We start from the raw sequence: 16,594 nt of genomic DNA, 5'->3' as shown, positions 1-16,594 counted from the left end.
TGATGAACGGATATTCAGTGCGCGGGTGCGCTGAGATCGATCTGCAGCCGCACCGCACCGTCCGGGCTGACGCCGCGCAGCGCCTGCGCGATCAGGGCCGACAGATCCACGCCGGGCAACGCCGCGGCCCCATGCGCCATGAGTGGCTGCACCAGCGGGAACAGGGTGCGCAGATCGGGTCCGATCTTGTCGACATAGTCGGTCAGGGATCCGAGAAAGGGCAGCAGTCCGGTGCCGGTGTCGTAGGCATCGGGCACCGGCCGCGCATCGAGCAGATGCTGCAGCGACTCCACGACACCGCGCACCTTGGCGCCGAACTCACCCCACTGCGGCCCGGCTGCGGCCATATCGGCCCCGGCCCCGGCGACGTCAGGTCCCGGCACCTGGGCATTGGTGAGCAGGTTCCGGATCTGCGGAGCGCGGCTGAGTAGCGTGGCCGCCAGCAGATCCGAGGCGTGCGCCAGTTGCGGGACAAGCTCCTGGGTCCCGGCCAGCGCCTGCGCGTAGGTGTCGATCAACCGGCCCAGGATCTGCGGGTCGAACTGCTCGAGCATGCGGGTGACGGTGTCGGCCATCTCGGGAATCGAGACCGGCAATTGCACGGCCGTCGCCCGGACCTGCTGGCCGTCTTCGAGATACGGGCCGCCCGACCCGGACCTGAACTCCAAGTAGGACTCCCCCAGCGCGGACAATTGCTCGATGGTGACGCCGCTGTCGACCGGGATGCGATATTCGTCCCGGACGCGGAACTGGACACGAACGCCCTTGGGCGCGTTGGAGATCGACTCCACCTCACCGACCTTGATGCCGGAGAGCAATACCGGCGAATGCGCCACCAGCCCGACAGCGTCGGACAGTTCCATCGAGGCGGTGCGGTAGCCGGTGAACCAGTCCACCTTCACCACGGCGAAGGTCAGGTAGGCGCTGCCGAGCACGAACACGGCGGCAATCGCGGTCAGCGACAGTACCGAACTCGCCCGGACCCTCATCGGACCATGCCGATCATTCGCAGTACGCCGATCATATTGTCGACCTGTTCGTCGGTCGGCACCGCGACGGGCCCCGCCTGGTTCTCGGCGTGCAACCCGGTGACGGTGAGCTCCGGGCCTCGTTCGAAGAAGGGGATCAGCTTGTCCCGCAACAGACTCACCACTCGATTCAGATTGGACGGGGCGCTCAGGTTGAGCGGTCTGCCCGCGGCGAGCACCAGCGGGACGAACGCCTTCGCGGCGGCATCGCCCGCCCGCACCAGCGGAGTGATCCAGACCAGGGCGTGTGCGATGCCCCCGATCGCACCGACGATGCCGACGGTGTGGATGAGCGACTGCGCGATGGCGGTGATCGTGGCCGCGCCCTCGGGAGTCAGCAGGGTATCGAGCGCGTCCCGATTGTCCTGCACCGTCTTCACGTTCGTGGAGACGGCGGCGAGAAACGCATCGGAGGCGTCCAGGTTCGCGGCGACATCGATGAGGTCGTTCTTCAGCACCGACGCCATCCGCGCCGTGTCGGCCGGATCGGGCGGCAGGGCGGCATTGATCTGCTCCACCACATGCTGGGCCGACTGCAGCGCGCCGCCGGAGACGAAGGTCGCCAATCCGGTGATCACGTCCTCGATCTGCAGTGCGGGCTCGGTCTGTGTGACAGGAACCGTGCCACCGGGCGGCAGCGGCGCACCCTGGTCCGGCCCACCGGAGTCCAAGGCGATATAGATATCACCGAGCACGGTGTCCTGCCGCAATTGCACGCGAACGGAACTCGGCAGCGTGACCGACTTCTGAATGTCGACCTCGATCGTCGCGTAACCGGGCGCGGTCGCCGACGGGTCCACGATGGTGACGCCGGCCAAGGTGCCGACCCGCGCGCCGTTCGATACGACCTTCGCTCCGGCGGGCAGGTTCAGCGCGTTGGCCAGCTGAATGTGCACCGGATAGGTTGGCCCCCGCACCCCGGCGCCCGGCAGCGTCAATTGCGACGGCTCGATCGAGCAGCCGAGCAAGGCGACCAGCAGCACCGGAGCCCACGCCACACCCGTTGCGCGGCGGCCGATCACAGACAACCTCATCGCACAACCGCCATTCCGAGCAGCATCGGCACCAGAGAAGCGGTCGCCGTGCCGCCGCCGGTCCCCGCACAGCCACCGGGCGCGAGTACGTTCAGCGCCTGGCACACCTGATCCGCATCCGGCTGCGCCAGTGCGACTTTCGGCGGTGCGTACGCGACCGACAGTCGACCCGTATCTGGATCCGATACCTTTTGGAAAAGCCCGTTCACCACCGGGATCATGTCGATGAGCTGCGACAGGCTGCCCACATTGGCGCCGATCAGATGTAGCAGCGGCACCGAACTGTCGAGAGCTCGCAGGATCGGCTTCCCGTACTTGGTGGTGATGTCATTGAGCAGGGGCAGCAGGGTCACAATCGAATTCACCATCTCGACGACCTGGTCCCATACGTCATTGACGGTCTGCAGGATCGGTGCGAAACCGTTGAGCATCTCGCGCAGCTTTCCCCAGCCGCCGGCCACGCTCATCGACAGTTCGTCGACCGTGTCGATCAGCGAACCTATATGCCCGATCGCGGCGTCGGGCGAACGGACCGCGGATGCCAGATCGCGAATCAGTCCGTTCAGCTTGGGTCCACTGCCCGCAGTGGCTTGATCGAACGCGGTCACCGCATGCTGGACCTGGTCCCGTTTGACCGGATCGTCGCCGCCCTGCAACTCGTCGGCGACCTTGGACAGCGCAGTGAAGGTCTGGGTGAGGCTCTTGGGCGTGGCGGTCTGGGTGATGCAGGTCCCCTGGTTCCAGACCGGGCCGCCGGCGTCGCCCACCACCGCGAGGGTCCGGTCCGCGAGCAGCGTGTCCGAGACGGTCGTCGCGCGCACGGTCCCCTGCGGCGGATGCGCGGCATCGATATCGAAATCCACCCGCACCCCCGCGGCATCGGGGCGAATGCCATGCACGGTACCGACTTTCATCCCCCGGATGGTGACCGCGTTACCGTCGTACAGGCCGATGGAATCGGGCATGATCGCGCAATATCCGACTGTCTTCTTCATCGGATCCAGCAGGACGAACGCACCTGCCGTCGTCATCACAGCGACCAGCAGGCCGCCGAGAACAGTAACGAACCCACGCGTGAGCAGAATGCGCCGCAGCATCAGCAACCCCTCCCCGGCAATGGAATACACAGATCCGGGACCGTCAGTGTGGTACCGGACTGATCGATGGTCAGTGGCCCCGGCTCGGCCGCCAGGCCCTTCAGCCGGGTGCCGAGCCCGCCGATCGCACCGGCCACGTCCCCCAGTCGCGCACCCAGTCGCTCCAATTCGGGATAGGTCTCGACAAGCTTGTCCGCCAGCGGTTCCAGATTCACGCGCCAGGCCGGTTCGACCGCGGCCAGCCGGGAGAGCAGTTCGCTGACCACCCGCAGCGCCTCGATGACCTCGCCCTGACGGCCCAGCACAGTCGTCTCCATGGCGCCGATCTTGGTGAGCATGGCCCCGATCACCCCTCGAGAACGGCCCAGCATGCTCAGATATTCATCGGCGACATCGAGTGCCTGATTCACATCGGCGTTCTGCCGATTCATCACATCGACCACCGAGACCAGCGCGTCGGTCATCGCCTGCAACGAGCCTGGACTGCGGTCCAGGGCGGCACTCACCGCGGAGATATTGCGGCGCAGGGTCTCTCCGTCGACGGCGGTGAGCGGCCGCTGGGCATCGCGTAGCGCATCGGCCAGGTTGTAGGGCAGCCGTACATGATCGGCCGAGATGGTCGCCGCACCCAGCGCATGCTCGCCCGCCGGAACGACGGCGACATAGTGCCCGCCGATGGCGGTGAGCATGCGGATATCGAGTGTGGTGTGCTCGCCCAGGAAGACTGCGTCCTCGACCGTGAAGCGCATGAACACCGAATCCGAACGCAGATCCAGGGATACGACCTTGCCCACGGTGATACCCGCGATGCGCACGTCCTCGCCCACCCGCACCGAACGGGCGTCCTCGAGCGCCGCCGAATACGTGTGCTTACCCAGCGGCAGCACATAGGTGACAGCACAGACGGCCAGCAGCAACGCCGCGCCCGCCAGGCCGATCAGGCCGAACACCAACTGCCGTTGACGCTGCGCCGTCTCGTGCCGATCGATGCCGCGCAGCAGGCGCACCAGTGCCCGTAGCAGGCGCGGTGCCGCGCTCAGCCGTTCTTGCATACCGAAATCCTCTGTCCGTGAATCAGCACATCGGCCAGGACCGGAACCTGCGCGTGCCCGTGCGTGCAGGTCAGATCGACGCTCTGCCCGGGAGCCGGGATCAGAGCGGTCAGGCCCTGCACCACCGCGGGCAGTTTTCCGAGTGCGTCCAGCGCTGCCTTCGGATCCGGAAACAACTGCCGCAGATCGGCATTCAGATCGGGGTTGCCCGGATGGGTGAATCCGAGGGTGGCGAGCAGATCATTGAACGCCCCGAGCACCGGAGGCGCGATATCTACGGCATCCATCAGGCCGTCGAACTGCTGCTGAAGATTGACGAAGACATCCGAGATCCCCCGCAGCAGGGTCTGCGCCTCCGTCGAGTGCCCGCCGATCTGATCGGAGACCTGCTGAAAGTTGTGCAGCAGCAGGGAAATAACCGCTTGCCGGTCACTGACGTAGGAGCTGAGCGTGCCGATCGCATTGAGCGTGGCGCCGATCCGGCTGCCGTCGCCCTCGAAGACCGCCAGCGCATTGACAGCCAACTCGTTGACCGCCTCGGGCGAGAACTCCTTCAGCACCGGCTCCATACCGTTGAACAGCGCGGTGATATCGATCGATCCGGTGCTGTGATCGGCGCCGACCGTGACGCCGGTGGCGATCGGCCTGCCGGGCTGGGCCGGCTGCTGGATATCGACATAGCGCTGACCGGCCAGGTTCTGGTATCGGATCGAGTACCGAGTGCTGTCGTAGAGCGGCCGGTCATCGCGCACCCCGATCCGCACCCGGGCCATTGTGCCGTCCAGCGAGATTCGCTCGACCTTGCCGACCGCCACGCCGAACATGCGCACATCGTCACCGGTCTTGAGACCGTTGGCATCGGTGAACACCACATCGATTGCCCGGCTCGCACCGCCGACCGGGCGTTGGATGGCAAGCAGGATGCCTGCCAGCAGAACCCCGATCAATGCGACGAAAAACACCAGACGCCACACTGTTCCGAAGATCGAACGGCTTGTGCTCATCGTCCTCCCTCCGAAGTCGTTCCGGGCAGCGGCCGCCCGCCGAGTAGCGGCACCGCGACGCCGGGTACGCCGCGCAGCGTGACGTCCAGGGCGAGCGCGGGTCCGTTCGGGCCGTCGCGGAAGCTCCGGTCCAGCCGGTCCAGCAGTTCGGTGAAATCGGCAGTGACGAGCGCCGGGTCGGGCACCATCCGCGCCAGTTGATCCACCAGCACCGCGGCGCTGTCGGTGTAGCCCTGCAGCGACTGCTTCGCCGACAACCCCAGCGCCGCGATCCCGGGGAACAGCCGGTCCACCACCAGGCTCACGCCGATATCGAAACGTGCACGGTCGGTGCGGAATACCTGCATGTTGTAGGTCTCGTGCACCAGTCGCACCGTGCCGTCGGCGAACTTGCCGACCCCGTCGATGAACGAGGCGTACTGGTCGATGAGGAAGGCGGACGGATAGTGCTGGGTGTCCGCGACAGCCTCGGCGACCGTCACCATCGCACGCAGCAGCGGCGTGAACGCCGCCATATCGGCCCCCGCATGAGTCAGCAATTCGGTCAACTCCGGGGTGAGCACCCTGGTCGTACCGGCCGATACCGACCGCAGCAGATTGCCCATGGTCACGTCGGTCACCCGGCCCGCCCCCGTGAGTTCCACGATCGAACCGTCACGCAGCGGGGCGCCGCCGCCACGCCCCTTCAGCGCAACCTCGCTGATGCCGAACAGGTTCGCCGGCGCGTAATCGATATCGAAACTATCTGTGAGGCCGAACAATTCGGCGGGATCGAGTGCGAGGGACACCAACTGGCGCCCCGTAGCGAGACTGGTGATTCCGGTGACGCTGCCCACCCGCACACCGTGCAGGCTGACCGGCGCTCCGGCTTTGATGCCGTCGCCGATTCGACTGGTGCGCAAGTCGATTCGCAACAAGTGCGGCTGCCGCGCCGCCTCCGTGCCGCGCCAGGCCACGAGCGAGGCCAACACCAGCAGCACCATGACGACGCCGGTGATCCGGGCACGGCGTGGGCTGGTGGCGACTCCGGGCATTGCGTATGCAGGCATTCGTCTACCCCGTGAACGTGATGGTCGAGTCGATGCCCCAGAGCATGATGGTGAGCACCATGTCGAGGGTGATGATGGCAATGAAGCTGGCGCGCACGGCGCGTCCGGAGGCAATGCCCACGCCCTCGGGTCCGCCGGTGGCGAAAAAGCCCTGATAGCAATGGATCAGTATGACGGCGATGCTGAACACCAGCATTTTGATGACTGCGGCGATCACATCCCAGCCGCTCACGAACTGGGAGAAGTAGTGGTCGTAGACCCCGGTGGATTGCCCGTGCACCACCAGCACGACCGCCGAACAGGACACATAGCTCAGCAGCAGGGCCACCAGGAAGGTCGGCACCACGGCGAGCGCACCGGCGATCAGCCGCGTCGTCACCACGAACGGAACAGATTTGAGGCCCAGCGCCTCGAGCGCGTCGATCTCCTCGGAGATGCGCATCGAACCGATCTCGGCAGTCATGCGGCAGCCCGCCTGCGCGGCGAAACCGATCGCCCCGGCAATCGGCGCGAGCTCCCGGGTGTTCGCGAACGCCGATACCACTCCCGTCATCGGTCCCATACCGAGCAGGTCCAGTGCGGCGAAGGATTGAATACCCACACCCGCACCCATGGCGACGCCGAGCACGATCAGCACCGGCACCGTACCGCCGCCGACAATGAAAGAGCCTCGGCCCCAAGTCATATCGGTGATCGTGCGCATGGTCTGCGGGCGGTAGCGGCGCAGCGTCAGCGGCACCGACGCGAAGACCTGCCAGACGAAGGCCAGCGCGAAACCCGCCGAATCCAGCGGTCCCAGCAGCCGCTCGCGCCCGCGCACCATGCGGAACAGCCGACCCAGCCCGCGCGGGGCGTACGGTGCGGCCATCAGGCGAACTTCGTCGGCAGGAACATCGTCACGAACTGGGTGACAATCACATTCGTCACCGAGATCCCGACGATGGACAAGACCACCGCGGCATTCACACCGTCGGCCACGCCACGTGGTCCGCCCGCCGCCTCCAGCCCGCGCTGACACGCCACCACCACCACGATCAACCCGAACAGGGCTGCTTTGACCAGCGAGATCACCAGGTCAGTAGGCGAGGTGAAAGAACCGAAGGCAGACCAGTAGCTGCCCGGCGTGACGCCCTGAATACCGGTCGCCACCGCGTAACCCGACAGCACACCGGTGAAGATGATCAGCACATTGAGCAGCGGCGCGATGAACAGCATCGCCGCCATACGCGGAATCACCAACCGGTGCAGCGGGCTGATACCCATGGTGTCGAGTGCGTCGATCTCCTCCCGAATGCGTCGCGCGCCGAGGTCCGCGGCAATGGTCGCGGTGCCCGCGCCGCCGAGCAGCAGCCCGGTCGCCATCGGCGCACCCTGCTGAATGACGCCGAGCCCACCCGCAGCTCCCAGCAATGAATCCGCACCGACCTGATGAATGAGATTGCCGACCTGCACCGAGACGACCACCCCGAACGGCACCGCCATGAGCACGGCCGGGATCGCCGTCACCGTCACCAAATACCAAGCCTGGTGCAGAGTTTCGCGCCAGTGAAACCTGCCGGTGACCAAATCGACGCACCCACCGGCGACCGCGCCGCATGCCAAGGCGATGGCCCGCCCGAACGTCCGCAGGCTCGACAGCACGACGTCGGCGACATTGCCACGGATCTCCCGCCCCAGCGATTTCGAACCGGTCCGGTTCGGCATGGTCGACGACATCACGACCTCCCCTTCCTGATTGCTTCGAGCGGGCAGCCACCCTCGAATAAGGAGCGTGAAGCGTCGGCACCTGCCGGTCGCACGCCTACCCGTGTCGGGGAATTGCCTTGTCCCGCATCACATCGTGGGCGAGAGTGTGACGTGGAGCAATGTGCCCGTGACCGCCGAATAACCGTGCAGATCGGGCGAATGCACCCGGCAGTGAAATGGCCGCGGATCGTAGCGCTACTAACTCTCACCCAGCTCAGGCACTTCGGGGTTGCGGTAGAAGTCGTAGGTGTCGATCCGGCTGGTCTCGGTGGCCCGAAGGCCCCAGCCATAGATGGTCTTGAACACCGTGGCGTCACGGTAAGCAGCGAGAGCACCCTTGCGGCCGTGGCGAACAGCCCGGTCGACCTGGTCGTCAGCGTAGTCGAGAAGAGTTTGAATCTCGTTGCGAGTCATCGGCCTTCGCTCCGGAAGACCTTCGTAATCCTCAAGGTGGACCGCGGTGTTCCATTCGTGGCAGATCTGCACCGGGTGCGTGCCGAACCGTTCCTCGCACTCAGCGGCCCAGCGATAATGCGGCGAGGTGATGAAGTCGCAGAACAGCCGAATCGCCGTCTGGTAACCGCGGATCGTGGACGGCGCCAAGCGCCGTCGGACATCAAATGCATCGTCCACTCGTCCATATGACCGGCGGTCCAGCGCCACGGGTACTCGCTGGTGAAATTGGCGAACCGCCGCACATGTCGGTCGCGATCGACGACAGTGCTCCGGTCCAGTCGTCTACCGCCGCGCTGCTGCATCTCCCAGCCATGCAACATCGCTTCGAACACAGCATCTTCCGGCCGCAGCAAGACCACGCCCCCGACCAATTCGAGCCGGGCCGATCCCAAGGGGTCGTCTGCCACGTCACCTCCCACCTGACGCTCGAATCATGCATCAGATAGGACACGGCTGTAAACCTGCTGATAGAGGCCACAGAGACAGCAGGAGGACGATGCTACTGTCGACGCAGCTCAACCGTGGGATCAGCCGAACGATCTTGCATCAGAAGCAATTCCGCGCGGTCCCCACACTTCGGGGTCATCGGGTTCAAGGTCGGCGTCGATAAGGGCTTGCCGATCGATGGAGTTGTCCGTGCCCGGTTCGACGCGGCAAGTCGCCGCGGCGGCGCCGGAGGCGATGTGACCGACCGGTGGTTGTCCTCGGCGCGGTAGCGACCAGTTGGGTGTTCGGGCTTCACTGGGGTGCCTGCGCGACGAGATAGTCTTTGTATCCCCCGTTGCTGCTTACGGTGATCGGACCGCGTTCGGTAGCACCCCAGGCGGACGGGCTGTGAAGAGTACTCAGCGCGAGGCCGATATCCGCGAGTCGGCGCAGAGCGGCACAGGCAGATCCAGAAGTCAGCCCGGTTTCCGCACACAGTTGCCGAACCGTTAGTACCCAGTCGGTTTCAACTGCCCTGCGCACGGTCACATCCGAACCGGGCGACCGAGGCCGTGGGCTCCGCCTGCCGATCGTCCGGCGGTGAAGCTTCGACGCTCGCCGAGTCTGCGGCCCTGTGGCCGCCGCCGACACGCGAATCGCACTGCGCGCCTGCGCAATCAGCCTCGCCGGCCGCGATGACTAGCCGCGGCAGCTGCTGCGTCAGTCTCGGATGGACGACGTGCCGACTTGTGTGGCGGGTGGGTCGCTGATCAGAGCGAGGTAGGTCGCGAAGGCGCCGGTGAGGGAATCCAGTGCTGCACAACGGTGCCGTCTGCTCTCAGTGGGACTTGGTTCGTGACCAGCGCCTCAACCACAGGCCCGAAGTGGTGTCCGAAGTACTCACCGCCGAGACTGACACCCTCATCACGGACTACCGAAAACCGAACACTCCCTCGCTGAGCAACGGCGCGTTGACATGAAGCTCGGGCTCTAATCGCAAACGATGCCGCAGCGGACTTCGCTGCAGCCACGCCTGATGCACGTCAGCTCACGACCGCGTCAGTACGTCACGTCAGCTGGCAACGGACACTGGCTCAAACAGCCTACGTAAGACGGGCTTCCGATGCGTTCCGTTGGTGAAAGTGGACTGGCACGCGCATAATCCCCACGTGGGGCAGGTCCTACGTCAACTCAGCCCATGCGCGTCCGCTGCTGCGGCCTTCGGCGCTGAACTACGTGATCGCAGGGTGCGCGCCCGCTGGTCACTGTCCGAGCTGGGCAGACAGGTGTTCGTCAGCGGTGCCCTACTCGGCCGGATCGAAAAAGCGGAGCGACGGCCGCACCCGGACCTGGTGCGGCAGCTGGATGAAGTATTCGACGCCAGCGGTGAACTGGTACGTCTCGCGTCGGCATTCCTCGAGCCGGAACGAGGTTTCGAATCTGAGGACCTCACCCCCGATACCGCTGAGGAGACGTTGCGGACGCTGATCATCGATGTCCGCTGCCACGACCACACGATGGCCGCAGGCCAGCTCCAGCAGGTCGCACACTGCATCAAAGCCGTCGAAGCGCTTGCGGCGAAAGCCTCGGTGGCCCAACATGCAGGGCTGTGGCGAGCAGTCGCGGAAGCTCAGCAACTGACAGCCTGGATCAGCTTCGACCACGGGTACCGGCGGCAAGCGGAGACCACTCTCGCACGTGCCCGCAGCAATGCCGAGAAGGCGAATGCCCTGGACTTGGTCGCCTATATCGGCGGGCCGAACTCGGCGTTCATTCACACCTGGAACGGGGATCCGGCTCGCGGGGTGGAGCTCGCCTACGGCGCTCTGGGGTGGGCTCGGCGCAGCGGGAACCGGCGGCTGATCGCGTTCGTCGCCGCCATGGCTGCCCGGGCGCACGCCAAACTCAACGAAGCCAGCCTCTGCCGGGAGATGCTCTCCCTCGCCGAGACCCACCTGGACCAGCACCAGGATGAGGCTAACGATCCGGATTGGCTCACCGTTTTCGACCACACAGCCTTGGCCGGTCATCGCGGATCGTGCCTGCTCGACCTCGGCAATCCCCATGACGCCGTCGAGGCCCTGACCGAGCAGCAGAGCACCGGTCCTGCGACTTTCGTCAGGAACAACCTCATCTGGCAGCTCGAGCGCTCGATCGCCGACCTGCAGACCGGACAAGTCGATGCCGCAATGTCCGCCATCGAACGAACACTTACCTATGCCGCTGGCACACCGGTAACCCCTCGGGTATTGCAGGTCTTCCGCAGCACCGATCGCGCATTGTCGGTCACCGCCGATGAGTCGACAACAGCGGTGACCCGCGGGCGGCTGCGGGGATTTATCGCGGCGAACGGGTGAGCGGGTAAGTCGCCCAACGCAATTCGACCCCCGTTGGTGTGCGTGTCACCACCAGGAGTTCTCCCTGTAGCCGTCCGGCGACCGCGCGGAATCGTCCGGGTGCCTCCATGGCGAAGGAGGTGCCGGTGGTGGCCGGACTCGCCACGAGATGCGCGTGCAGGCCGCCGCGGCGCCACTGGATGGCGATCTCATCGGACTCCGACCACCAGTTGCCGACCAGATCCGTGACATCCTGCGGGCACGCCGGCGCCGGTTCCCACACCGGCGGAGTGGGCGCGGGCCGGGCGGCGATGGCCTCGAGAGCGATGTCGCCGGCGAGGTCGCTCAGGGCGATGCCGCGGGTCGCATTGCACAGTGCGACAACGACTGTGGTGCTCTTGCGGTCGATCGACAGTGCCGCCCCGAATCCGGGCATCGCACCGGTGTGGCCTGCAAGAATGTGATCGCCGCGCCGTTCGAGTATCAGGCCCATCCCCCAGCCCTTCGTCCAGGACTCGGTGTCCACCATGACCTGCATCCGGTGCATGGCATCGACGACTGTAAGCGGCAGAGCATCGGGCTGACCTGCGCATAAGGCATGTCCCCACCGCAGCAGGTCCCCAGTGGTCGACCACAGCTGTCCGCCCACGCCGACGGCGGCCTGGTCCATGCCCGGTTCACGGTGGACACGGTCGATATAGGGATCGAGGCGGTAGCCGATCGCGGCGCCGGCCGGGGTGGTCCAGCTGGTGTGTGTCAGCTCGAGAGGGTCGATGAGCAACTCGTCGATCAGCGTTTGGCACCGGCGGCCGGTGACGTGCTCGATCGCCGATCCGATCACCGCGTAGCCGAGATTGGAGTAATGCCATCGCTGCCCGGGCTCGGCGATCAATTCGACCTGGCCCAGGGCCTCGAGCAGTTCCGCGGCCGAAGGTCCCTGCATGCTTTCCCACATATCGCCGGGTACCTCGCGCTGCAGACCACTGCTGTGTGACAGCAGCATCCGCAAGGTGAGGTGACCGATGTCAGGCACCTCAGGCAGGTATCGACTGATCGGTGCGTCGAGCGCGAGGTCACCTCGTTCGCACAGCCGCAAAGTCAGCGCCGCGGTGAACGTCTTGGTGATCGAGCCGATACGGAAGGCTTGACCGCCGGCCAGGATGCGGCCTTCGACATCGGCGAATCCCGCCGATGCTTCGGCGCGCAGCACGTCGTCGACACCGACCGCAACGCTCAGACTCGGCAGCCGCCCGGCGCTCTGTTCACGCACCACGCGAGCGGCCAGCGCCGACTGGAAATCGGTGTCCATGCTGAGCAGCATCTCACGATCTCACGTTCGGCGGCACCGACCATATGAAGCGCGACCGCTGCGTGGCGATGTGAGTTATTGCCAGCAGATCGGGGCTGAATTGTCAGCTCTTACCTGGCTTCCGCTCGGTCGCCGCTGGATCCTGAAGTCCTACCTCGACCCCAGTCCGCAAAAACGGGCTCTCACGTGAAGCTCACAGCAAGGGTTCTCTGAAACCGCTGGCCTACAGCATGATTCGCCTCGCCATTACCCCGGGTGATCCGGGTCGCGATCACTGCGCCGACCATGCGGACAAAGACCTCTTGTCCGCATGCTCCACCTTCCCGATCGCCCACGAGTGGACGACCCTGAGATCACACCGAGTTGCGGAATGCATTGGGAAACAACACTTATCAGGCGCTCCGCGCGCACACGAACCTCCGCTCTGCGGTGGATCGGACAGCTGACGGACAAGGCGAGCAGCAGATGACACAACGACCATCGGGTGCGGTGGCCCCCGGGGTGAGCACACCCCGACACCACCCTTCCCCCTCGTGCCCGGCACCGTTGCCCTCGCGTGCGCTTCGCCCGTCGGTACCACTGGCTCCGCCGGGGCGACCACGACGCAGGCCCACCGCGCTGGGCTTCATCCGCGAGGACCTCTCGGGGCCCCGCCTGGAGCGGCACACCGCGCTAATCATCTCTGCGGCACACGCTTTGGGTTACGACATGCTTCATGTCGTGCGCATGTGGCCAGAGATGGCACCGAATCTGCTGCAGCTGATCGTCGACTTCGCCCGAGGCCTGCAGGTGTCAGCACTGATCGTTCCTGACCTCGCGCACGTCGATCACCGGCCGGGCCCGGTCTGCGACCACGTCGATCTGATCACGATCAACCCGCCGGAAACCTGGGCGAGGGCCTACGAGCCCGCCGACGACACCTGCCAGCCCGCGCCCGATCTCGCGCCGCTGCCGGAGTCGTTCCTGCAGCCCTTTCTGGTGCCACTCCCGGGCGGACACACCAATCCCGGCGGGTCGATGGGCCGAACGGAGGCTCATCGAATCATGCAGGAGCACAAGGGATGCCGGGCAGTGCGCTGTCCGCGTAAAGCCGCCGCGCTGACCGAACTGGTCGACTGCGGCGCGATGGTGCCGGCCACGGTCAGTCCCGCGCAGCGGGCCGCGCGACGCGGCCTAACGGTGGATCGGGCCGTGGACCTGCCGACCCTGCACGCGACGCTGACCGCGTTGCGGCAGCTGTGAACCTGCACCTCGACAGCTCGACCGACGAAAGGTATCGCCATGCAACCGGACGCTGACCTGCGCCGACTCGCCACGACGTGGCCACCACGACTGGACTGGGCCGTCGATCTCGTCGCGGTGGTGAACACCTCGCCGGACAGCTACTTCTCCGGCTCGGTGACCACCGACGTCGATGCCGCGGTGGCCGCCGCACGTCAACATATCCAGCAGGGCGCCCATTTCATCGAGATCGGCGGCCTCTCAGGAGGATCCGCGGCGCACCGGGTCGGCGAGGACACCGAGCTCGAACGCACACTGCCGTTCGTCGAGGCGGTCGTCGCGGAGTTCCCGCAGGTGGTTGTCACCATCGACACGTTCCGCCCGAAGGTGGCCGAAGCGGCACTGGCGGCCGGGGCGCGGGCCATCAACGACGTCACCGCAATGCATTTCGCGCCGGAGATGATCGCGCTGGCCGCCGAGCACCAGGTGCCGGTCTTCCTCATGCATCTGGAAGGGCCCGGCGGGCACGCGGGCCGCAAGCTCAATCGCCCCCGGTACCAGGATGTCGTCGGACAGGTCACGGACTTCTTCACCGAGCGCATCGACACGCTGACCAGCGCGGGGATCGCGAAGGACAACATCGTGATCGACGTCGGTCTCGGCGCGGGCAAACGGCCGTTCCACGACTACGAACTGCTGGCACGTTTGGACGAGTTCAGCAAACTCGGAATTTTTCAAGCCGTATGAGACCAGTCGGTGTTAAGCGGCGGTGGTTGCGGGCTCCTGGCTGGTGGTGGGTTTTTCGGTCGGTGGGTTGATCCAGACAGTGTCGGGCAGGTCGAGGATCTTCGGGGCTGTGGTGGTGGCGAATCGGTGCGGGTGTCGTGCGCGTGCGGCGGCCAGGACGTCGCGGCGGTCGGCGGCTTTGGCGGCGGCCAAACCGAAGTGGACGTCGGCGGGGGTGTGCAGTCCGAGGCCGGTGTGTCGGTGTTCGTGGTTGTACCATTGCTCGAACTCGGACATGAATTGCCTTGCTTCCCAGAGTGATCCGAAGCGTTCGGGGAATTCGGGCCCGTACTTCAGGGTCTTGAACAGGCTTTCGCTGAACGGGTTGTCGTTCGATACCCGGGGCCGTGAGTGTGAGCGAGTTACTTCGAGGTCGGCGAGCAGCGCGGCGACGGTTTTACTGGTCATCGAGGTGCCGCGGTCGGCGTGCACGACCTGCGGGATGCCGTGGACGGCGAAGATCTGCAGCATCAATTCCTTTGCCAGCAAACCGGATTCGTGAGTATGGACGTGGATTCCGACGATGTAGCGGGAGTAGATGTCGATCATCATGTAGGCGTCGTAATAGGTGCCCTTCACCGGTCCCGCGAGCTTGGTGATGTCCCACGAGTACACCTGCCGGGGTGCGGTCGCGACCAGTTCGGGGCAGGCTTTCGCCGGGTGGCGTGCCAGCCGCCGCCGTTCTTTGACTTGCCGGTTTTCGGCCAGGACCCGATACATTGTGGACACCGAACACAGGTAGGTGCCCTCGTCCAGTAGTCGGGCGTAGACCTGCAGCGGTGCGGAATCGACGAACTCGTCGCTGTTGAGTACCTCGAGGATTCGGCGGCGTTCGAGATCGGTGAGCTTGTTGCTCGGCTCGGCCGGCGCTACCGTGACGGCCACGGCCGGCCCCGCCGCGGCGGTGGCGCGGCGGAACACGGTTCCGCGCACGAGTCCGGTCAAATCGCTTGCTCGCCTGGTGGTTACACCGGAATCGGCGAGGGTGGTGTAGGTGTAGCTCAACGTTTGTTCGGTCGCTGCTCGTGCTCCGCGCTCTCGGAGATCGTCTGCAAGAGCGCGTGTGCTTTTCCCATGATGTCGAGCGCGGCCTCTGTGGTCGTGAGGCGCTTGTTCAACCGGTCGTTCTCCCGCTTCAAGCGGGCGATCTCGGCCTGTTCGGGGGTGAGTTTGCCGACCTTCTCGCCGGGGGATTTGCCTTGCAGCACACCGGCGTCGCGTTGTTTTCGCCATTCTACGATCGATGACGAATACAGGCCCACGCTGCGCAGGTACGCCCCGCCGCCGGTCCCGTCCTCACACGCGCGGTCGTAGGCGACCAGGTGCGCGAGTTTCTGGGCCGGGGTGAAACTGCGGCGCTTGCCGCCGCCCGAGCGCGGCTGGGTCGAATCCATCCGACCATTGTCGGTCATCGGCACGGTGGTGGAAGTTCTCAAGGGGAATCGGTCCGTCTCTCGCCCCGCGTCAGGTCGAGTTGCTGTGAAGTGGCGGTCTCAACTCAGCCTGACACGCAGGGAAGGGCCCCGACGAGAAAAGACCCGAGGGCCAGGCCGACGGTCATGACCGCGGCATGAATGCCAACGTACTTGAGCCATCGGGAAGGCAGCCTCGTCGACACCGGCGGCTTCGAGGACTGTTCCCAGATCGTCGTCATTGACCGAATCCTGCTGTACGGGTGCGGGATATCCGCACCTCACCGCTGATCGACGGTGTGAGCGTGGAACTATCCGACCGCGGTGTCCCGAACGATGCCGTCCACGGCATGGACAATTTCGGCAGCATGACCAAACAGGTTGTCGCTGCGGGCATTAACACTGCCCGCACTCACAACGACGCGATCATCGCCCCCTTCGCACGCTACCTCGGACTACTCGACCTCACAGGCATTGAATTGATGGCCCGGCTCACCCCACCCACCGACGAACTCCCGTAGGAAGCACCGAGTCGTCCATGAGTCGCGAGGTAGCGTCCGCCGTCGTCCAACTCCGCCCGCCGGTCGAGACACTCGACCAAATGGCTACTGGAAAGCAATCTTTCGACTGGCAGCCAA

Annotated in this window: 15 protein-coding genes; 4 read left to right on the top strand and 11 right to left on the bottom strand. The window is 65.5% G+C overall.

Annotation, left to right across the window (positions count from 1 at the left end; all coding sequences use genetic code 11):
- Nucleotides 1–14: 14 nt before the first annotated feature.
- The 9 genes from OG300_RS10320 to OG300_RS10280 all read right to left on the bottom strand — a co-directional run bounded on the left by OG300_RS10320 (nt 15) and on the right by OG300_RS10280 (nt 8,643).
- Complete coding sequence (locus OG300_RS10320; protein ID WP_355118454.1) at nt 15–989, bottom strand: MlaD family protein; 975 nt, start codon at nt 987–989, stop codon at nt 15–17.
- The gene (locus tag OG300_RS10315) at nt 986–2,062 is read right to left on the bottom strand and encodes an MlaD family protein (protein ID WP_405494551.1); all 1,077 of its coding nucleotides are present in this window, start codon (nt 2,060–2,062) and stop codon (nt 986–988) included. Before OG300_RS10315 ends, OG300_RS10320 begins: the two co-directional genes overlap by 4 nt.
- Nucleotides 2,059–3,159, bottom strand: a complete 1,101-nt coding sequence (locus tag OG300_RS10310; protein ID WP_405494549.1) for an MlaD family protein — start codon at nt 3,157–3,159, stop codon at nt 2,059–2,061. Before OG300_RS10310 ends, OG300_RS10315 begins: the two co-directional genes overlap by 4 nt.
- Complete coding sequence (locus OG300_RS10305; protein ID WP_355118459.1) at nt 3,159–4,211, bottom strand: MlaD family protein; 1,053 nt, start codon at nt 4,209–4,211, stop codon at nt 3,159–3,161. Before OG300_RS10305 ends, OG300_RS10310 begins: the two co-directional genes overlap by 1 nt.
- Nucleotides 4,196–5,215 (bottom strand): MlaD family protein, encoded by a 1,020-nt coding sequence (locus OG300_RS10300; RefSeq protein WP_355118461.1) that lies wholly within the window; start codon nt 5,213–5,215, stop codon nt 4,196–4,198. Before OG300_RS10300 ends, OG300_RS10305 begins: the two co-directional genes overlap by 16 nt.
- Nucleotides 5,212–6,264, bottom strand: coding sequence for an MlaD family protein (locus tag OG300_RS10295; protein WP_405494546.1), 1,053 nt, complete (start codon nt 6,262–6,264; stop codon nt 5,212–5,214). The genes OG300_RS10300 and OG300_RS10295 overlap by 4 nt, the downstream gene beginning before the upstream one ends.
- Nucleotides 6,265–6,268: 4 nt before the next feature.
- Nucleotides 6,269–7,132 carry an ABC transporter permease gene (locus OG300_RS10290; protein ID WP_405494544.1) on the bottom strand — a complete coding sequence of 288 codons (864 nt, stop codon included), beginning with the start codon at nt 7,130–7,132 and terminating at the stop codon, nt 6,269–6,271.
- Nucleotides 7,132–7,980, bottom strand: coding sequence for an ABC transporter permease (locus OG300_RS10285; RefSeq protein ID WP_355118465.1), 849 nt, complete (start codon nt 7,978–7,980; stop codon nt 7,132–7,134). Before OG300_RS10285 ends, OG300_RS10290 begins: the two co-directional genes overlap by 1 nt.
- A gap of 228 nt (nt 7,981–8,208) precedes the next feature.
- The gene (locus OG300_RS10280) at nt 8,209–8,643 is read right to left on the bottom strand and encodes a hypothetical protein (RefSeq protein WP_405494542.1); all 435 of its coding nucleotides are present in this window, start codon (nt 8,641–8,643) and stop codon (nt 8,209–8,211) included.
- Between the two features lie 1,391 nt (nt 8,644–10,034).
- Between OG300_RS10280 and OG300_RS10275 the strand changes: the two genes are divergently transcribed.
- Nucleotides 10,035–11,249, top strand: coding sequence for a multiprotein-bridging factor 1 family protein (locus tag OG300_RS10275; protein ID WP_405494540.1), 1,215 nt, complete (start codon nt 10,035–10,037; stop codon nt 11,247–11,249).
- Here the strand turns inward: OG300_RS10275 and OG300_RS10270 are convergent.
- A complete protein-coding gene (locus OG300_RS10270) occupies nt 11,230–12,537 on the bottom strand; it encodes a serine hydrolase domain-containing protein (protein ID WP_405494538.1) in 1,308 nt (435 codons plus the stop codon). The genes OG300_RS10275 and OG300_RS10270 overlap by 20 nt on opposite strands.
- A gap of 696 nt (nt 12,538–13,233) precedes the next feature.
- Between OG300_RS10270 and OG300_RS10265 the strand changes: the two genes are divergently transcribed.
- The gene (locus tag OG300_RS10265) at nt 13,234–13,779 is read left to right on the top strand and encodes a hypothetical protein (protein WP_405494536.1); all 546 of its coding nucleotides are present in this window, start codon (nt 13,234–13,236) and stop codon (nt 13,777–13,779) included.
- 39 nt (nt 13,780–13,818) lie between these two features.
- Complete coding sequence (gene folP, locus OG300_RS10260; RefSeq protein WP_405494534.1) at nt 13,819–14,505, top strand: dihydropteroate synthase; 687 nt, start codon at nt 13,819–13,821, stop codon at nt 14,503–14,505.
- A gap of 12 nt (nt 14,506–14,517) precedes the next feature.
- Here the strand turns inward: folP and OG300_RS10255 are convergent.
- Nucleotides 14,518–15,938, bottom strand: a protein-coding gene (locus OG300_RS10255; protein WP_405485256.1) for an IS3 family transposase whose coding sequence is annotated in 2 segments (ribosomal slippage) — nt 14,518–15,578 and nt 15,578–15,938 — 1,422 coding nt in all. Because the reading frame shifts where the segments join, the coding sequence is not laid out codon by codon here.
- Between the two features lie 323 nt (nt 15,939–16,261).
- Here OG300_RS10255 and OG300_RS10250 point away from each other — a divergent pair.
- Complete coding sequence (locus tag OG300_RS10250; RefSeq protein WP_405494532.1) at nt 16,262–16,477, top strand: hypothetical protein; 216 nt, start codon at nt 16,262–16,264, stop codon at nt 16,475–16,477.
- Nucleotides 16,478–16,594 lie beyond the last annotated feature (117 nt).

Source organism: Nocardia sp. NBC_00511 (assembly GCF_045161165.1).
Lineage (GTDB): Bacteria > Actinomycetota > Actinomycetes > Mycobacteriales > Mycobacteriaceae > Nocardia.
The sequence above is the reverse complement of the archived record's forward strand: the minus strand, read 5'-3'. Positions and strand labels throughout refer to the sequence as shown.